6 protein-coding genes are annotated in these 15104 nt (G+C 65.7%); 2 read left to right on the top strand and 4 right to left on the bottom strand.

Annotated features, from left to right (window positions below; genetic code table 11):
- Nucleotides 1-124: 124 nt before the first annotated feature.
- Both glmS and ACOHWE_RS17085 read left to right on the top strand, forming a co-directional pair.
- On the top strand, nt 125-1942 hold the full coding sequence (gene glmS / locus ACOHWE_RS17090; protein WP_420667939.1) for a glutamine--fructose-6-phosphate transaminase (isomerizing): 1818 nt from the start codon (nt 125-127) through the stop codon (nt 1940-1942).
- Between the two features lie 79 nt (nt 1943-2021).
- Entirely contained in the window at nt 2022-2843 is an 822-nt protein-coding gene (locus ACOHWE_RS17085; protein WP_420667938.1) for a hypothetical protein, read from the top strand.
- A 60-nt stretch (nt 2844-2903) separates the two neighbouring features.
- Here the strand turns inward: ACOHWE_RS17085 and ACOHWE_RS17080 are convergent, their stop codons facing one another.
- The 4 genes from ACOHWE_RS17080 to ACOHWE_RS17065 all read right to left on the bottom strand — a co-directional run bounded on the left by ACOHWE_RS17080 (nt 2904) and on the right by ACOHWE_RS17065 (nt 15092).
- Nucleotides 2904-4961, bottom strand: a complete 2058-nt coding sequence (locus tag ACOHWE_RS17080; RefSeq protein WP_420667937.1) for a hypothetical protein — start codon at nt 4959-4961, stop codon at nt 2904-2906.
- Entirely contained in the window at nt 4936-9885 is a 4950-nt protein-coding gene (locus ACOHWE_RS17075; RefSeq protein ID WP_420667936.1) for a glycosyltransferase, read from the bottom strand. Before ACOHWE_RS17075 ends, ACOHWE_RS17080 begins: the two co-directional genes overlap by 26 nt.
- An 86-nt stretch (nt 9886-9971) precedes the next feature.
- On the bottom strand, nt 9972-13433 hold the full coding sequence (locus ACOHWE_RS17070) for a glycosyltransferase family protein (protein ID WP_420667935.1): 3462 nt from the start codon (nt 13431-13433) through the stop codon (nt 9972-9974).
- Nucleotides 13434-13559: 126 nt separating this feature from the next.
- Nucleotides 13560-15092: a glycosyltransferase family 4 protein gene (locus ACOHWE_RS17065; RefSeq protein ID WP_420667934.1), complete on the bottom strand. Its 1533-nt coding sequence runs from the start codon at nt 15090-15092 to the stop codon at nt 13560-13562.
- Between the last annotated feature and the right edge of the window lie 12 nt (nt 15093-15104).

Raw genomic sequence — 15104 nt, 5'->3', positions numbered from 1 at the left:
GCCTGCCCGCGCCGGAGCACGCAGTGCAGGCTCGGGCGGACGGGGGCAGGCGGAGACCGGAGGGCATCCAAGGCACAGAACCGCGGCCGGATAAGCGCCCGGACCATTGCAGAGGGATGAGAGCATGTGCGGAATTGTTGGGGTTTTGGGACGCCACCAGGCGGCCCCGGTTCTGATTGAAGGACTGAAGCGGCTGGAATACCGCGGCTATGACAGTGCGGGCATCGCCACCGTGAACGAGGGGCGCCTCGGCCGCCGCCGGGCGGTGGGCAAGCTGGTCAACCTGAGCGACCTTTTGGTGCATGAGCCGCTGGCGGGCACCGCGGGCATCGGCCATACCCGCTGGGCCACCCATGGCGCCCCCTCCCTGCAGAATGCCCACCCGCATGCCCGCGAGCGGGTGGCGGTGGTGCACAACGGCATCATCGAAAACTACCGTGCGCTGCGCGCCTTCCTGGCGGAGCAGGGCCTCGAGGCAGAAACCGAGACCGACACCGAAACGCTCGCGATGCTGTGCGACTATTACCTGCATCAGGGGCTGGCGCCGGTGGCGGCCGCCCGCAAGACCATTGCCCGGCTGGAAGGCGCCTATGCGCTGTGCTTCCTGTTCGAGGGTGAGGAGGACCTGATCGTAGCCGCCCGGCAGGGCAGCCCGCTGGCCATCGGCTGGGGCGAAGGGGAAATGTTCGTTGGCTCGGACGCTTTGGCACTGGCGCCGATGACCGCTGAGATCACCTATCTGGAAGAGGGCGACATGGCGGTGGTAACCCGGGCGGGCTGCGCCATCGAGGATGCCGGAGGCAGCCCGGTGGAGCGCCCCCGCAGCGCGGTCGCCCAGTCGGTGGCCGCCGTGGGCAAGGATGGCCACCGCCATTTCATGGCCAAGGAAATTTCCGAGCAGCCCGCGGTTCTGGGCGCCGCGCTCGACTATTATCTCGACGGCGGCGCTGGCCAGCGGGCCCTGGAGCAGATCGACTTCACCCGCTTCGACCGTGTAGTGATGGTGGCCTGCGGCACCGCCTCTCTGGCTTGTCTGACCGCCAAGTACTGGTTCGAGCAGATCGCCCGCTTGCCGGTCGAGGTCGATATCGCCTCGGAGTTCCGCTACCGCGAGCCGCCGGTCTCGGAACGCACCCTGGCGCTGTTCGTGTCGCAGTCGGGGGAGACCGCGGACACTCTGGCGGCGCTGCGCTACTGCGCGGGCAAGGCGGGCATGATCCTGTCGGTGGTGAACGTGCCGGAAAGCTCGATCGCGCGGGAAAGCGGCTTGGCGCTGCCGATCCTGGCGGGGCCCGAGATCGGGGTTGCCTCAACTAAGGCCTTCACCTGCCAGCTGGCGGTGCTGGCGGCGCTGGCGCTGGAAGCCGCGCGCCAGACCGGGGCACTGCCGGCGGGGCTGTTGCAGGAGCATGCGGCGCAGCTGCGCCAGGTGCCCGGCCAGGTCGCCGAAGCCCTGGCCTGCGAGCGGGAGGTGCGCGGTGTGGCGTCGCAGCTGGCCCGCTTCAGCCATGCGCTGTTCCTGGGCCGCGGCGCGCTGTATCCGCTGGCGCTGGAGGGTGCGCTGAAGCTGAAGGAGATCAGCTACATCCACGCCGAGGGCTATGCCAGCGGCGAGCTGAAGCACGGCCCTATCGCGCTGATCGACGAGGAGATGCCGGTGGTGGTGCTGGCGCCGCATGACGGGCTGTTCGGCAAGTCTGTGTCGAATATGCAGGAGGTGATGGCGCGCGGCGGCAAGATCGTGATGGTGAGCGATGCCAGGGGGCTGGAAGATGGTGGGGAGAGCATCTGGCAGCCGGTCCGCATGGCGCCGGTGCCGGGGCCCTTTGCCGCGATCCCTTACGCGGTGCCCCTGCAGCTTCTCGCCTATCACACCGCGCTCGAGAAGGGTACCGACGTGGACCAGCCCCGCAACCTCGCAAAATCGGTGACGGTGGAGTAGGGGGAATGATAGAGCATGAAAAAACGGAAACCCACTGAAGTCCTATTGGTCCTCGTTGGAATAAAAAAGGAGCGAGGCAGTGAAAGCTCAGAATATTGCCACGTATGAGTTAGGGCATGGAGATGAAGAAAGCCTCATTCTTGATTTGTCCAGGAAGGGCGTCTATTCGTTTCTTATTGGAGGAATGAAGGTCGATGCCTACATCGTGGCACGCCCGTTTTCGAAGTCAATTTTGTGGTGCGGTCAGAGCGCAATTACAGCAGCCGGCCGCGAAAACCTTCCATTGTTTCACCGGCTGACTTGGGAGGAAAGTTTCACCTCTTCATTCGTGACCTTTAACGATCCTACTCTTTACCTATACAAAGATCTTTTGGGTGGGTGGTCGCAGGGTGTTCCGGGTGATTTTGGAATTCGCGCAATTTATCGGGTGGTTAATGCCATTAAGGTGAATATTAACAGGCGTGCGCGATCGGTTTATTACGGTTCATCCGCGGGAGGGTTCTGGGCCTTGATGACAGCGGCACTTGATAAAGCGCCGTGTATGGTTGAAATTCCGCAAACCGACATGTTTTCTTATCCTTGGACCCGTCATCGAGAGGCTTTGTTCGCCCGGTGCTACCGTGATCATGGATTAAGCCCTGACGCTTATCCTGACAGGTTGCGAGTCTCTGACTGGTTCAAGAAAATCGGGGCAATGCCAGAGCGAATTCTCTACCATCAGAGCAGCCGGGATTATGATCATATAGAAACGCAGATGAAGCCATTTCAGGCGGAAATGAATGCTTTCGGTTACCAGGGCTTGAATGTGGAAATTTACGATCTTCCCGAAACTGCTAGCGGGCACTCTCCTAGGAACAAAGGAGAAAGCGTTGCAAGGTTGCGGGAGCTTTTGCAAGAGTAATCAGCCAGATTGAACCGAGCGCCGGCAGTGAGGGGCGCTAGCGTTCCCTGAGTTGCGGCGTCACCATGGCGGTGGCCCCTTATAGAGGGCTTCCGCCTGTCCATCGTGGAATGTCCCCCCGGCGAATTGCTTGATTAAAAAAGATAGTTCCTTCTTGGAGGTCATGTTGGGCTCGACATCGAACCGGGCCATACGCCCCACAAGTTTGGTAGGACTAATAATCCGCTCAATTTCCTGATACAGCGGACGTACGCAGTAGTCATCAAACAGCACGGTGACCGGCTGGGTGCAGCGCAACAGAACCATGGCCATGCAGGCATTCCGCAACCGCCCGTCGATCAGCACCGTGTCGGGATGGCGGAAAAAAGGTTCCTCCCAGACATCCAAGGGATACCGGAAGAATTTACGCCAGCTTCGAGTTTCTAGGGGCCTCCCCCAGGGGCCGGTTGGGCCTATGTCGGCATGGTAGACTATTACCCGTGATGCCGGTTTTGAGGCATTAATCTCATGCTGGAGGGAGGCGGCCCACTTCTTGTCGCTCTCGACGCTGATGGTGTATTTTCCGGGCAGGCTGGCGGCAATTCTTGTGGTGCCCCCCGACCCATATTCCAGGATTGTCTCTGCCTGCTTGTACATTTCTGTGAGATACTCGGTTTCCGCATTCGGCATGAATGGCATTCCGTCATCGGATAATTGGGACGTATCCACTTTGGCGGAGGGGGGAATGATGCTGGGCTTGCGGAAAATGAAAGGAGATCTCAGGAGTTCCGCTGCATAGGCCGTAACAGGGCCAAACGTCTCTTTCAATGCGGAAAGAGCTCCTGCAAATTCGATCAAGGACGGCGTTTCCCGCTGATATCCGATTGAATCCAACTCGAAAGCTGGAAACTTACCGCCGTGTTCCTCCAATTTGCTGAACTGGTCGTCTAACCGCGCTGAGGCCGTTTGGGCCCAAATGCGGGCGCACTCCCAGTGAGGAAAGGATAGAGCTGTGGCCAATAGCGCGAGATCCTGGAGCCATGCGTGACTGTGGTAGCGTGTGCGCTGGTTCCATGCATAGAAGACTTCCGAGGCCAGAAGCCGGGCGTGGCGGAAGATCGCGTGCCGCAGCCGGTCCTTACAGCGCGTATCAAAGCCATGCGCTTGGCCAAGGCCAAAAAGCTGCAGCATGGCCAGGCAGCGTTCAGCGGCCCCATGATCGCTCCAGGTGTACATGGGGTTAGCTTCGGCCGTTTCCTTACTGCGCTCCAGCCAGCTCATAACAAAGTCGCGGGCGGCAAACAGCGGGCCGGTCTCGCCGGTGTCCTGGGCATAGAGCATCAGCATCACCGCCGGGTGCAGGGCGTGCCAGGAAAACTGGTAGGTGCCGGTCTCCGGCAGGGCGGGCGGCAGCACCGCGTCCGCGGGCCAGTCCAGAAGCACATCTCCGTAGAGCGGGCATTTTCCGTCTTCCATGAAGGCCCGGGCCTGACTCTGGTAGCTGCGGAAGCACTTGAGCTCATAGGCGCGGATGGCGTGCAGGACCCGCGGCGGCAGGGGCAGGTCCTGGCCGGCCAGTGCCTCCCCGTCCAGCGGCGCTTCCCGCCACAACAGCATGTCCGCTACATGCAGATGCGCGCCCTCTCCCGGCGTGCCCTTGATGTAGAGCCGGATATCGGGGGCATGGGCGTCCTCGGGATGATCCCACCCGTGCTGCCAGCCCCAGGCGAGATCGCCGTGGCCCGCGGAGAAGTCGAACCATTGGTCCTGCGCCGGGTTGCTGGCTTTGACGTGCTCAAAGCCGTCGGCCCCGGTGTAGCCGATGGCGATGTAGCTGATCTGCTGCCAGCCGCGCAGCCGGATCCGCGCCGCGACGCCATTGGCCAGGACCGCCTCCGGCAGGCTCAGCCGCAGCTGGTAGCTGCCGAGCTCCCCGGAATAGCGGGCGGTGGCATGGCCGTCCTCCAAGGTGATGTCGCCATCCCCTGAGAGCATCTCCCGGGAATAGTGCTCCCCGGCGTCCTTGAGACTGTAGTGCCGGTACTCCAGGATCTGCCGGCCCAGAAGGCATTCCGGCAGCTCCTGAGGGTCCTGTTGAGCGGAGGGGCGGGCGTCAGCGGGCTGCAAGTCCGGCATCATGGCCTGGTGTTTCCTCTTGGTCTTGGCGTGTGGCAAACAGGCGCAGTTCTTGTTCAACGATGAGATCCCCGCCGGACTGGCGGCGCACGCGGGCTGCGGCTGCGCCAGACATTTGCTGAAAGCGGGCGGGGTCGTGATACAGCGTTTCGATTGCTGCGGCGAGGCCGGCGGCATCTTCCGGCGGGGCGAGGAAGCCGCAGCTCTCGTCCACGAATTCCGGGATCGCGGCGACATCCGTGGTTACCGGCACCAGCCCCGAGGCCATCGCTTCGTCCCGCGACACGCCTTGGCTGTCCATGCGGGACGGGCACAGGAAGATGCCATAATCTTTGTGGAGCCTAGCGATTTCAGGCTGTGTCAGGAAAGCCTGTTCTAGAATCACGTTCTTGAAATCCCGGACAGGGGCCACGGTTTCCTCGAACAAGGGCCCGCGGCCGACCAGGCGGAACTCCAGATTGTTGAAGAAGGGCTTATCCTTAAGAGTCAGGATTGCCCGGACGGTCAGATCGTTGGCATAGGTTCGCGAGGCAAACGGGCGGATGGACAGGATCTTGCAGCGCTGCTCCGCGTCCTTGCCGTTATAGCTGAAGAGATCGCACTTGATCGGATTGTGAACGATCGAGGTGCTGGCCGCAGGCAGCCGGAGCTGGAGATCCTCCTCCACGGCGTTGCGCAGATATTGCGACACGAACACCAGGTGCAGGCTTGGCGGGATATCCGCCAGCACGCGGCGCCAGAAATCCAGCCGCTTGCTGCTGGCGGCTTTTGCGGCTTCCAGTTCGGCTTTGGTCTGGTAGTTGAAGGCGCGCCGGTGCCAGGGCTGCACCTCGGAACCGTGCAGCCAGACGACGACGCGCAAGCCCCGGCGCACATGCGGCTCCAGCACCTGCCACATGTCCTCGTCCAGGAAATGCACCAGCACCGTGTCATAAAGCCCCTGCGGCAGCATCGCGTTGAGCTGCTGGCGGCTGCCGGTCATGCAGTCGACGCCCTCGAATTCGTGGAAGGCCAAGTCCCGGCCGGGGCGCAGGCGGAAGACGTCCACAGCCTCGCCTTGCTCGCGGTAAGCTTTGACCCGGCTGTGCACGAAGCCATTGCGGTAGATGTCTTCCCAGGAGGGGTAGTGGTTGGTCAGCACCAGATGGCGGGCCTTGCTGAGGACCGGAACCGGCTGCGGCGCGCGTTCGTCCAGCAGCAGGCGTTTGACCACGGCCTGGCCGCCCGAATAGATCCGCAGGCCGAAGCGCACCCAGGCGGTGCCCTCCGGCAGGTCTGCCCGGGTGTTCTTGTTCATCGGAGCCATGACATGGCCCAGCCGCTGTTTGTCCTTATCCAGGAACAGAGCGGCACATTGCAGATTCAGCCCCGGGTTCGCTTCCAGATGCAGCCGCAGCTGGCCGTTCCGGCTCACGTCCGTCACGGCATGCTCTCCGGGCTGGTAGAGATAGACATGCTTGCCGTCCGGAAGGTTCGAGGTCAGCAGGAGTCCGCCGGTCTCCTCTTCCCACGCGACGCTGCCGTCCGCCGGGGCGCGGACGGTTTCCATAAGCTCCGCGGCGGCGATGCCGGGGGCGGTGGTGGCGGCAGCCACAGCCGGCCGGCAGGTTTCGGCCCGCTGTTCCAGGTCGGCCAGCGGATAGCCGCAGTCCAGCCCCGCCAGGTCATCCACGGCGGAGGCCACGCCGGGGTAGGGGCTGCCGTCGGGCAGGCTGCCGTCCTGACAGTAGTTGTAGGGGTCGATGGCTAGGATTTGCACACCTTCCGCCGGTATGCTGGCGCCGGGTAGGCTGTCAAGCAGCTGCGCCAGGCTCTGCCCCTGCAGCAGATGCGGCGCCAGGAGGGCGCGGCGCAGCGCTGCGGCCTCCGCCGGGCGGTAGGCCTGGCCGTCTCCGGCGAGAAGGACCTGGCCGTCCTCATACCGGTAGTGCGCCGCCTTGCAGAACACCGCGGCCTGGCTGTAGCGCGCCGCCAGCAGGAGATCACGCAGGTAATTCGGCCCGTAGTAGTCCGCCGCCGTCATGCAGGCCGCCCAGGCGCCCGCGGCACTGGCGTCCTGCAGCGGCAGCGCGCCCGCCTCCGCTGCGGGGACGGTGCGGATGTTATGATCCTCCAGCGCGGCGGCGAGATAGGCGAGGCTGCTGTCCAGAACCAGCAGCAGGGCGGCGTCCACCCCCTCCTGGCGGCGGAAGTGCGCGGTGAGGGACAGGGCTTCGGTCTCGGTCCGGGCCTCGGCCACCACGGTGACCGGCGGCAGCCGGCAGGGATCTTGTGCCAGCCCGGCCTTGCGGGCGACATAGTTCAGCCGCACGCCATAGGTGTGCTCGCTCATGACCTTGCGCAGCCCGGCTAGGCGCAGCTTGTCCGGATCGGCGCTTTGCAGCCGCTCCAGGATGTCCTGGCCGTTGTCGCTGGAGATCACCAGATCCCCGAACATGTGCCGCAGCCCGCGGGAGTAATTGGAGACCGTGGCGGTGTTCGAGCCCAGCAGTTCATAGACCCGGCGGGCAAACATGGTTTGCGAATTCTTGACCGAGTTCAGGTTGATGCCGAAACGGTACCCCTTGTAGGCCCGGTCGATCTGTTCCGGCGGCAGCGTGCCGACGATGAACGGCTTGTAGGCGTCCGGGAACATGTAGTCGGGGTGGTCCTTGCCGAAATTGCGGTCGTAGATCTCGAGCGGGCGGAACTTCGGCAGCGTGTCCACGAAGCTCTCCAGGTCCCGGGTCCGCTCCGGATAGCGCACGTAGTAGGCGCCGGCGAAGCAGAAGGCGTCCTGGCGCTCCCAGGTTTCGATCGGGTTGTGGATCTTTGGCTGGCAGGCAAACGGCAGGAAGTAGACCCGGTCATGGCCGAGCCGCGCCTTGTAGGCGCCGACGCGGTCCAGGTCGGTGGTGCAGACGATGTCGAATTGCGCCGCCGTGGTCAGGAAGGTTTCGAAATGAACCGGGTCTTCCTTGTTCCAGAACACTGTCGGGATCTGGTGTTCCTTGCACCAGGCCACGATGCCGCGCACCTCGGGGCTGAGATGGCCGACCTTCGGCCCCCATTTTTCATCCTTGCCGCGCCAGGCGGATTCGATGAACAGCATCTGCGGGCGAAAGTCCCGCAGTTCCTGCTGCCAGTCTTCCGGGGTGAGCTGCAGGAGGTCGCATTCCGGCGCATAAGACGTGTAGGTGAAATCGTCCATGATCGCGGCAACCCGCAGCTGCGGTTCCGCGTCCGGGCTTCCGGTGCCGTTCAGCAGTGCCTCGATCCTGCGCTGCTCCCCGGATGAGACCCCAGGGTAGCCGGTCTCCGCCAAGGGGGCAAGCAGGGCCTCGGCCTGCGTGCGCAGGCCGGCCTGCAGCAGGCGGAAGCCATGCATCCGGTCCGTGCGCGGGCCCGGGGCCAGGCGTTGCGCGACGGAGCTGAACAGGCAGGCCGCAGCCGGATCGGCCGCGGCGGCGGCGCCGGACACCTGCAGGCATAGGCTGGCGGCTGCGGCGGCTTCCGCCTCCAGGTCCGCGGGCAGGGCGTCCAGGACGCGGCGCCAGCCAGCGCTGTCCGCCTGGACCGTGGCAGGCTGCGGTTCGGAGTGCGCGGCCGGGGTCTCTTGGTGCCGGGCGAGCTGCGCCTCCAGGTTCCGGTTGTCCGCTTGCAGCGCCGCGATCTGCGCTTCGGCCTCGGCCAGCCGGGCAGCGGCGGCTTCCGTTTCGGCCTGCGCCGTGCCGAGGGTATCTTGCAGCCCGGCTTCCCGGATGCCCCAGGATTCCTGCTGCCGGACGTGCTGCGCCTTAAGGTCCCGGATCTCCGCCTGCAGCGCCGCAATCTGCGCCTTGGCTTCCGCCAGCCGGGCCGTGCTCTGATCCTCGCTGGCCTGCCGGGCGGCTACGGCCGCCTGTTCCTTGCCGCGGGCGTCTTGCAGCTGGGCCTCGAGGGCGGCCCGGATCTCCGCCGCGCTGTCTTGGCCGGAGCCGTATTCCACTTGCAGGCGAATCAGCGCGTCGCGGGCCTCGCCGGCCTCTTCCCGCGCGGATTGCAGCTGGGCGCTCAGTTTGCGCACCTCGGTTTGCAGGCCCCGCAGCTTGTCCCCGGATGCCTGGGCCTCCGCCTGCCAGGTGGCGAGCTCGCGCTCCAGCAGGGCCTGCGCCTGTTCGCCGTGCACAGCGGCCTGGCGGGCAGCGGCCAGTTCCGCCTCCTGCTCCTGCCGGGCTTGGCGGAGCCGATCCCGGCTGGCCTGCAGTTCGGCTTGCAGCCGCAGGGCGGCCGCTTCGGTTTCGGCCAGCATCTGCGGGGCGGGCAGGGGGGCGGGCTCCGCGCCGCCGGCCGTCTTGGTAAGGACTGCCAGAATGTCGCCTTCTTCGATCCGCATCACCTCCAACTTCCCGTAGGGCTGCAGCAGCGCGCCGAGGCCGCCCAGGCAGGAGGCCTCCCCGCGGCGCCTGCCGCCGGCCGCGCCGAACGGCGTGGCCACCACTGCGCGGCCATTCTCCTTCAGGCGGGCGAAGGCTAGGCGCAGGACGTTCGGCACATTGCTGACGCCGGCCAGGGTGCCGTTTAGGACAATGGTGTCGAAAAGGGCGTCGAGCCCGCCTTGAAACAGGCTGCCGTGGCGGAATTCAACGCGCTCGCGGACCGTTTCCGGCTCCGCGGCGAGGGCGCTGTTGGCATGATCGATGGCTCCGGCATCAAGGTCCAGGCCGACAGCGTGAAAGCCTTCCCGGCCCAGCAGGAGCGGCAGCGCGCCATCTCCGGTGCCGATGTCCAGGACGGTCTCTCCCGAGACCTGAGAGGCAATCCAGTGCAGGCGGTCTCCGCTCCGCTGTCCGGGTCCGCGGTTCGCTCCCGCCGCCGCGCCTGGGGCGGACGCGGCCGTCTGGCCGGCCGGGGCGGCAGGCTCCGGCAGGGAGGCAGAAGCAGGGGAATCCGTAACAATCTTGCGCATGGTGTCGTGTCTCAAATCTCGAACGGGTTTGCCTGTGGGTACAGGAGCAGGACGGGTGAGGAAAGCGGTTGGCGGCGGATATCTGGTCATAGGGTTCTGATCAGGGCAATTTCGCGTGCGATGGTGTTCTGAAAGCCGGATTGCGCCCGCACCCGCGCCGCGGCGGCCTGGGACAGGCGCAGGAACAAATCCGGATCCGAGGACAGGCTTTCGATGGCCTCTGCAAGCGCCGCCGCATCTTCGGGCGGGGTGAGAATGCCGCAGCCTTCGTCCATGAATTCGGGCACGGCGGCGGTGCGGGTGGAGACCGGGACCAGGCCCGAGGCCATGGCTTCATCCCGGGACACGCCCTGGCTGTCCCAGCGGGTCGGGGTGAGGAAGACCCCGTGGCCGCGGTGCAGTGCCGCGATCTCCGCATGAGTCAGAAAGCCCTCGCGCAATGTCACGTTGGGAAAGTGCCGCAGCGCTTCGGTCTCCGCCTCGAAATCCGGGCCGCCGCCGGCAATGGTGATCGCGAAGGCATCGAAGCCCGGCCTGCGGGAGAGGACGGTGATGGCGGCTGCGGTCAGGTCGTTTGCGTATTTGCGTCCGGCATAGGGCCGGATGGACAGCAGGCGGAAGCGGTCTTCGGCAGACTTGGGAACGTGGCGGAAGATCTCTCCATCGATGTAGTTGTGGATGACCGAATGGCGGCCCTGCGGCGCTGGCCGACCGACATCCTCGGTGGCTTCTTCCAGCAGAGAGCGCGAGACGAAGACGAGATGCAGATTTGCTTCCGGGCTGGAGAAGACTTCCCGCCACATGTCAAGGTATGCTCCGGCCTGCTGTTTCTTCCGCTCGACCTGGGCGGCGGACAGGCGGGGGAATTCGAAGGCGCGCCGCCGCCAATGCTGGATCTCGGCGCCGTGGATCCAGATCGTTACCCGGATCCTGTGCAGATGTTTCTTCAGCACCTCCCACATCTCCGGGTCCTGAAGGTGCACCAGGACATGCCCATAACGGCCGCTGCGCAGGGTAGCGTCCAGAAGCGCGGCATCGCCTGTGGCGACGTCGATGTTCTCGAACTCGTCATAGGGTGCCGCGCTGCTGGGGTTGAGGCGGAAAACGTCAACCTCAAGCCCCTGGCGGCGGTAGCCCCGGATCCGGCTGTGCAGGAACCCGTATTTGTAAAGGTCCCCGCTGGAGGGGTATTGTTTGGTCAGGACCAGGATGCCGGAGCGGCCCGCGATGACCGGGGGAAACTCCGCCTGATCGCCGAAGGTCAGATCCGACAGCGCCAGCGTTCCGGCGCCGCACAGCCGCAGGCCGAAGCGGACCTGGGTGCAGGCTTCCGGCAGCGCCAGGGCATGGCGCCCGCCCTTGGCGAACAGCGAATGGCCGATTTCGCGGCCGCTGCTATCATAATATCTGCAGATCAGCTGGCCCTGCGGCAGGCTGCGTTCGAGGCTGAAGCGGAACCAGCTGTTGCGCTCTAGATTGAGCGCCGCACGCGGATATTTGCGCGCCATCCAGATTTCTGCGGGCGTGATGCTGTCTTGCCGCGAGGTGATCACGAGCCGCCCGTCCTGCAGATGCTTGGCCAGGGGCTTGTTGGCGGGCAGAATGGCTTCGTCGCAGAATTCCGCAGCGGTCAGGGCGGGCGCGGCTTGCGGGCGCGGCCGTGGTTTGGCGGCGGGCAGCGCCTCCGCAATATCATAGAAGCGGCCCAGCGGCGCGCCTTGGCCGGGCAATTCCATATCGCGGGCCAGCGCCTGTGACGCGGAATCCGCAGCACCGTTGCGGCAGTAGTTGAACTCGTCGATGGCGAGGATGCGCAGGTCCCCGGCGGTGGCCGAAGTCGGGTCGCGCAGACAGTCTGCCAGCAGGCTGCCGGTCAGGTGTCGGCTGCGCAGCAGGCCGGCGGCAAGCCGCATAGAACGGGTGTAGGAATAGCGCAGGTTCGCGTCTTGCAGGGCGGCGCCCTTGCCTGTGGCCTGGAAATGGCAGCCCTTCGAGAACCCCTCCGCATCGCTGTAGCGGGGCGCGAGCAGCAGGTCGGTCAAATAGTGCTCACCGTAGAAATCCGCCGGGTCGAGACAGCCTACAAAGGCAAATTCGCCGCGCCGCTTTTCAAACGCCGCCAGCAGGCTGTCCGCCCCGCGGAACACCGAGACATCGCTGCCGTCGGCGGCGTGGCTTTCGGGAGCGAGCAGGAACAGGTGCTTGCGGCGGTGAGCCTGGGCCCGGAAGGCGGCAGTCAGCCGGCCAGCCTCCTCTGCGGTGGCGGCCGCGGCGATCAGGGCGGCGGCCGGCAGGCTTGGTGCGAAGGGCCGGCCGGTGACCTTGGCGAGGACGTAGCAAAGGCGCGCGGCATAGCTGTGCTCCTGCAACACCTTGCGCAGGCCCAGCAGCCGGAATTTGCGGTATCTCGTGTCATCCGCAGTGAGCGCATTCAAGGCTTCGGACAGCCGGGCGGGCTGATCCGAACAGATTGTCAGATCGCCGAACAGCATCCTTTGGCCGCGGGAGAAGTTGCTCGCCACTACGGTGTTCGAGGCCATCAGTTCGTATACCCTGCGGGCAAACATGGTCTGCGACTGCTTGATGGTGTTGATGTTAATACCGTAGCGATAGCTCTTGTAGGCCGCGCTGATCGCGGAAAACGGCAGCGCGCCCAGGATCATTGGCCGGTAGGTGTCCGGGAAGGCGTAGTGCGGGTGATCCTGGCCGTGGTGCCGGTCGTAGATCTCTACCGGCCGCAGGGCGCGGGCGGTTTCGACCATGGTGGCAAGGTCGCGCTGGCGCTCGGGGTAGCGCAGGTAGTAGGAACCGGCGAAGTTGAAGGCGTCCTTGCGCGGCCCGGCGGCGACCGGGTTGTGCATTTGGGGCTGGGCTGCAAACGGCAGGAAGTGGATCCGCTCGTGCCCCAGCGCGTCCTTGTAGGCGGGGATCCGGTCCAGGTCGGTAGTGAAGACAAAGTCGCACAGGCGCGCGGCCGCTAGGAACGTGTGGAAGTGAACCGGGTCTTCCTTGTTCCAGAACACCGATGGAATGCCGTTCTGGCGGCACCAGTCAAGCATCGCGGTGAGCGGCGGCGCGGGGGTGCTGATCATGCGGTTCCAGGCGCCGCCACTGCCGTGCCAGGCGGATTCGACAAATACCAGCGCCGGGCGGAACTGCGTCAGCTGGGCGATGCTGCGGTGCGGATCGAGGGGCAGATACACGCACTCCGGGGCAAAGCTGGCGGCGGTGAATTCATCCATGATGCCGGCAATCCGCGGTGTGCCGGTATTCCAACCGGAGTCCACGCAGATGTGGCGGCTGCTGCGGATCCGGTCCATTTCGGGGCTGTGCGGGCCGAGGATGTCTTCCAGTTGCTGCAAGGCTGCCTGGGCCGTTTGCAGGTCTTGCCCGCGTTCAGCGGTCTTTTGCAACGCGCGCAGAAGGGCTGTGTCGCGGCAGCCTTGCGCCGTAGCCTGCAGTAGCGCGATAGCGGAGTCCGCCCGTCCCAGATGCTCCAGCGTCCGGGCGGCCTGGATCAGCCCGTTGCGGGTCTCTTCAGAGTGCATGATGTGAGGCGCCCAAGCTGTAGCAATGAGAACGGCCCGTGTCCGGTTTGGAAATGGTTCGGCAAGAGGCCTGCCCTGGATAGCCTTTGCCGCGCAGGCCGTAAACCGCTCCGGGGCACAGCCCGCTCATCGCAGGGTCCCCCCCTCGGCGGAGCCGCCGAGCGTGCGGGCCATCACCGCGGCGGTTTTTTCCCAGCTGCGCTCCCTTGCCACCCATGCGCGCCCTGCCTTGCCCAAGCGGGCGGCGAGCGCGGGATCGGCGGTCAGCCGGGCCAAGGCGCGGGCTAGATCTTCCGTATCGCCTTTCCTGAAGACAAGGCCGGTTCTGCCATCCGTGACCATTTCAGCAAGCGGCTGCACAGAGGAAACCACCACCGCCTTTTCCATCGCCATCGCCTCCAGCGGCTTCAGCGGCGGCACCAGTTCGGTGACCGGCTGCGGCTTGCGCGGGAAGGTGGCGATGCCGATCAGCGCGTAATGCGCGGCGACCGCCTCATGCGGGAGCTTTCCGGGCAGGATCAGCCGGTCTCCCAACCCGGACTCCGAGGCAGCACGCAGGATGTCCCCTTCATCCGGCCCGCTGCCCGCCAGCAGCAGGCGGAAGTCCTGGCCCTGCTTCTGCAGCAGGGTGCAGGCGCGGATCAGATCGTCCAGCCCCTCATATTGCACGAAGCTTCCGATGTAGCCGATCACCGGCACCCCCGGCGGGATGCCGTATCGGTCCGCCAGCGCGGTGCCGTGCAGCTGCGGGTTGAATTCCGCGCTGTCGCAGCCGTTGGGCGCCAGGGTGATGCGCTCCGCGGCCACGCCGCGCCGGATCAGCTCTTCCCGCATCGGGGCGCCCAGGGTAAAGACATGGTCCGCCTGCGCCGCGGTGCGGCATTCCAGGGCATGCTGCAACCGGTAGAACAGGGTGCCCGCGAGGCCGGGGTCGGCCGACAGCTGGGTGAGTTCCCAGAAGCCGCGCACCTCGTAGCAGAACGGCAGGCCGAGACGCCGGGCGGCGATCAGCCCGGGCAGGGCAATCTGGAAGTTCGAGGCGGCAAGCACCGCCTGCGGGCGCAGAGCGCGCAGGCGGTGCTCCAGCGCCCGCGCGGCGGCGGCCAGATAGGGGGAAATCCCGGAAAACCCCTCCAGCACCGGCAGCGCCTCGTGCAGGTATTCAACCCCGGCCACGCGGTCGGCGGGGCGGAAGGCTTGCGGCGGGGAGCGGTCGAGGGGGAAGCCCGGCCGGGTCAGGCAGACCAGATCAACCCCGTGGCCTTTCAAGGCGGCGGCAATGGCCTGGCCGCGCAGGGTGTATCCGTTGACCACCTGCGGCAGGGCATAGTTCAGCAGGTAGGCGGCCCGCCCGGGGACGGGATTCAGCGGTCCGGGGGGCGGGGCGGGGAGGCTGTCCGCCAGGTGCAGGGCGGCCACCGGCTCCTGCGCCAGGATGCGGAGGGCTTCAGCAGCGGCCGCGCCTCGCTCCGGCTCCAAGACCGCGAGGAGATCCCGGTAGAGCGCGAGCGCGGTGTCAGGATCGCCTGCGTGCTGGGCTTGGTGCAGCAGCCGCCACAGGCTGCCGGCATCGCCTGCGCACCGGTAAGCGTGACGCTGCAGCTGCAGCTCCGATGCCAGGCGGCCGCGGGAGCGCAGTACTTCCGCGGCTGCCTGCAAACCAGACCGGAA

It is taken from the genome of Cribrihabitans neustonicus, from assembly GCF_048820895.1.
Lineage (GTDB): Bacteria > Pseudomonadota > Alphaproteobacteria > Rhodobacterales > Rhodobacteraceae > Cribrihabitans_A > Cribrihabitans_A neustonicus.
Note: the sequence above shows the minus strand (reverse complement) of the source record. Positions and strands in the feature narration are given on the sequence as shown.